The sequence below is a fragment of the Streptomyces sp. MK37H genome, assembly GCF_018035285.1.
GTDB classification, from domain to species: Bacteria; Actinomycetota; Actinomycetes; order Streptomycetales; family Streptomycetaceae; genus Streptomyces; species Streptomyces endocoffeicus.
Genome location: NZ_JAAAYH010000628.1, coordinates 1 through 3,836 on the forward strand (window position 1 = coordinate 1; position 3,836 = coordinate 3,836).

The window sequence follows — 3,836 nt, forward strand, 5'->3', positions numbered from 1 at the left end:
GATCTGCAGGGTCATACAGGCGGGGAAGAGCCCGCTCCAGGTGTGCCCGCGCCAACTCTCGTACGTACCGGGGCGCTTCCACACGGGCAGGGCCTGGTCCATATGGGCCCGGCCCTCGGAGAACCTGCCCTGCTCCATATAGGTGATCCCGATCTCGTAGAGGGCGAAGCCCTCATGGTGGATGTTGCCCGTGCGGCGGGCGTACTCCAGGCTCTCCTTGAAACAGGTCAGGGCGTCCTCGGGGCGGCCCAGGCCCCGGTGGGCCCGGCCGAGGTTGCCCAGGCCGATCACCTCGGCCGGCAGATCCCCGGCCTCCCGGGCGAGGGCGAGCTGCCGCTCCTGCACCGTGATGGCCTCCTCGTACAGGCCGAGTTCGCACAGCGCGTCCGCGAGATTGCACGCGGTGCGCAACTCGCCCTCCCGATGGCCCAGTTCGCGCCAGATCTCCAGCGCCGACTCCAGGGTGGTGCGTACCTCGTCATAGCTGTGCTGCAGCCAGTACGCGGCGGAGAGGCCGTCCAGCCCCCACGCCTCGCTCTCCGGGTCGCCCAGGCGGCGGGCGGTCTCGACGGCCAGCTCGTTGACCGTCTGGAGATCCTGGGCGTGGGCCCGGGGGAAGAGGAACCACTGGAGCGCCCGCGCCAGCCGCAGGCCCAGGCGTGCGATCGACTCGGGCTGGGCGGGCCCGGCCGCCTGGGCGACGGCGGCCAGCAGATTGGGCAACTCGTCCTTCAGCCAGCTCTCCGCCTCGTCCTGGCCGTTCAGCGGCACCGCCGGACCCTCGACCGGGTGCCGGGGCCAGGGGCGGAGCGGGTCGAGCAGGGTGACCGCCTGCTGGGCGGTGGCCGCGTAGCAGGACAGCGCCCGCTCCAGCGCCGCCGAGCGCTCCGCCTCGGGCTCCTCCTGCTCCGCCTGCTCCGACGCGAACAGCCGCAGCAGATCGTGCATGTGGTAGCGGACGGAGTCCCGGCTCTCCAGGAGCTGGGCGTCGACCAGCCGCTCCAGCGCGTTCTCGGTGCGGTCGGCGGGCAGGTCCAGCAGCGCGGCGGCCACCGGCAGGCTCACATCGTGCCCGTGCACCACGCTGAGCAGCCGGAAGGCGCGGACCGCGTCCAGGTCGTCGGAGCGCCGGCCGAGCCGGAAGCCCTCGTAGCTCACCTGGAAGCTGACGCGGACGGCCAGATCGCCGAAGCGCAGCTCGTCCAGCCGGCCGCGGGCGTCGGTCAGCTTGGTCACGAGGGTGCGCAGCGGCCACGCGGGGCGGGCGGCCAGCCGGGCACCGGCGATCCGCAGCGCCAGCGGCAGCCAGCCGCACAGCCGGGTGATCTCCTCCGCCTCGGCGGGCTCGGCCCGCACCCGCTCCGCGCCCACGACCCGCTCCAGCAGGGCCACCGCCTGGTCCTGGGGGAGCACATCCAGATGCAGATGGGTGGCGCCCTCCAGGGTGGTCAGCATCTCGCGGCTGGTGACCAGGGCGGCGCAGCCCGGCCCGGCGGGGATCAGCGGCCGCACCTGGTCCACACTGGCGGCGTTGTCGAGGATCACCAGCAGCCTCCGGCCCGCCGCCAGCGAACGGAACTGCGCGGACGCCTCGTCGGTGTCGCTCGGTACATTGGAGCCGTCCACGCCGAGGGCGCGCAGAAACCGGCCGAGCACCTCACCGGGGTCAAGGGCCGACTGCCCGGCGGTCGCCCCGTACAGATCCACATAGAGCTGGCCGTCGGGGAAGCGGTCGGCGAGCTGGTGCGCGGCGTGGATGGCCAGGGTCGACTTGCCGACCCCGCCGGTGCCGTCGATGGCCGCGAGCACCACCGACCGTCCGCCCTCGCCCGCCTCCGGGTCCCCGGCCGCGTCCATCAGCGCCTGGATCACCGCGACCTCGCCATGGCGGCCGGTGAACGCGGGGCTGGCGGGCGGCAGTTGGCGCGGGCCCCGGTGGGCCTTGCGGGCAGCGGCGGCGGGGCCGGGCCGGTCCGCCTCCGGGGCGGGCGCGGCCATCAGGGAGGCGTCGGCGTTCAGGATCCGCTCGTGGAGGTCGCGCAGCGGCGGGGTCGGCTCGACCCCCAGCTCCTCGCTCAGCAGCCGGTGCAGATCGCGGTAGGCGGCCAGGGCGTCGGCCTGCCGCCCGGACCGGTACAGCGCCAGCATCAAGCGGCCGCGCAGCTCCTCGCGGAACGGATGCTCGGCGGTCAGCGCCTCCAGCTCGCCCAGGACGGCCGTATGGCGCCCGCACCGCAGGTCCGCGTCGATCCGGGCGTCCACGGCCTGCAGCCGGCACTCCTCGAGCCGGGTGGACTCCGCCGTCACCACCGGGGTCGGGGGCACATCGGCGAACGGGGTGCCGCGCCACATCGCCAGCGCCTCACGCAGCCGCTCCGCCGCGGTCTCGGGCACCTCCCGGTCGAGGGCCCGCCGCCCCTCCTCGACCAGCTGCTCGAAGCGGTGGGCGTCGAACTCGGCGGCCTCCACCGCCAGTCGGTAGCCCTGTGCCTTGTAGCCCTGCTTCTCGGTGATCAGGGTCTGCCCGGTCTCGTCGCCCATGGTCTGGCGGAGCCGGGAGACATAAGTCTGCAGCAGTTTGGTGGCGCTCTGGGGCGCCCGGTCCTCGCCCCAGAGCTCGTCCAGGAGCCGTTCGGTGGAGACGGTCTGGTTGGCGTGGCACAGCAGCACCGCGAGCAGCGTCCGCCACTTGGCCGGCCCCAGGGAGGCCCACCCCTCGCCGGTGCGCAGCTCAAGCGCCCCCAGGACCCGGTATCGCACCCGTCCCCTTCCATCGGCTCGTCAACTGACCACTCCGCAATGGTTATACCTCCGATGTGGCCGCTGCCGTGCATCGTTCCATCCGCCGGGAACAAGCCCGCGCCGGGTACGGGCTCGCGCGGATCGCCGAAAATCGTCTCATCGGGGGCCGTGGTGGAGCGGCCGAGGTCAGAACGGCCGGTCGCCCTCGATGGCGACGCGCTCGGCGACCCTGCGATGCGGGGCGTAGTCGTTGACCGCGTAGTGCTGTGTGGCGCGGTTGTCCCAGAACGCGATGTCGCCCGGCTGCCAGTGGAAGCGCACCTGGTACTCCGGGACATGCGCCTGCCGGCACAGGAAGCTCAGCAGCCGGTCGCTCTCCTCCCGCTCCATCCCGGTGATCCGGGTGGTGAAGGAGGTGTTGACGAACAGCATCCGCCGGCCGGTCTCCGGATGGGTGCGCACCACCGGGTGCTCCACCGGCGGGAACATCTCCTGGAACGGGGCCAGCCGCTCCGGTCCGTAGAAGCGGACGAAGCCGGGGATGACGTCGTGGACGGCGGTGGCGCCGTCGACGCGCTCCTTCACCTCCGCCGGGAGGTTGTCGTACGCCGCCGCCATGTCGGCCCACATGGTGTCCCCGCCCACCGGTGGCACCTCACGCAGCTGGAGCACGGCGCCGAGCGCGGGCCGGGTGCGGAAGGTGACGTCGGTGTGCCAGACGTTCTCGAAGGTCGGTGTGGCGCCGGACGCCTTGTCGAAGCGGACCACATCCTCGCTGGACCCGGCCGCGAGAAGCGGATTGGTCTCCAACTCGCCCCAGTTGCGGGCGAATCCGCGCTGCTGCTCCGGGGTGAGGTGCTGGGCCCGGAAGAAGAGCACCTTCCACTCCAGCAGGGCGCGGTTCAGCTCCTCGCGCAGCGCGGGCTCCAGCGGCCGGGAGAGGTCCAGGCCGCGGATCTCGGCGCCGATGACGCGACCGAGGGGCACGATCTCGAACCGCTCGTACGGACGCTCCTCCCACCCCTCGGGCAGCCGCCGCAGAATGCGCGCGCCCTCGTACATGCCGTCCGGCGGGATGGTGGCCTCGCGCAGAG

2 protein-coding genes are annotated in these 3,836 nt (G+C 73.0%); both read right to left on the reverse strand.

Annotated features, from left to right (window positions below; translation table 11 throughout):
* A partial coding sequence (locus tag GWI24_RS41795) for an AfsR/SARP family transcriptional regulator (protein WP_210951240.1) occupies nucleotides 1–2,760 on the reverse strand: 2,760 nt, incomplete at its 3' end.
* Nucleotides 2,761–2,928: 168 nt separating this feature from the next.
* A complete protein-coding gene (locus tag GWI24_RS41800) occupies nucleotides 2,929–3,834 on the reverse strand; it encodes a TauD/TfdA family dioxygenase (RefSeq protein WP_247617623.1) in 906 nt (301 codons plus the stop codon).
* Nucleotides 3,835–3,836: the final 2 nt, after the last annotated feature.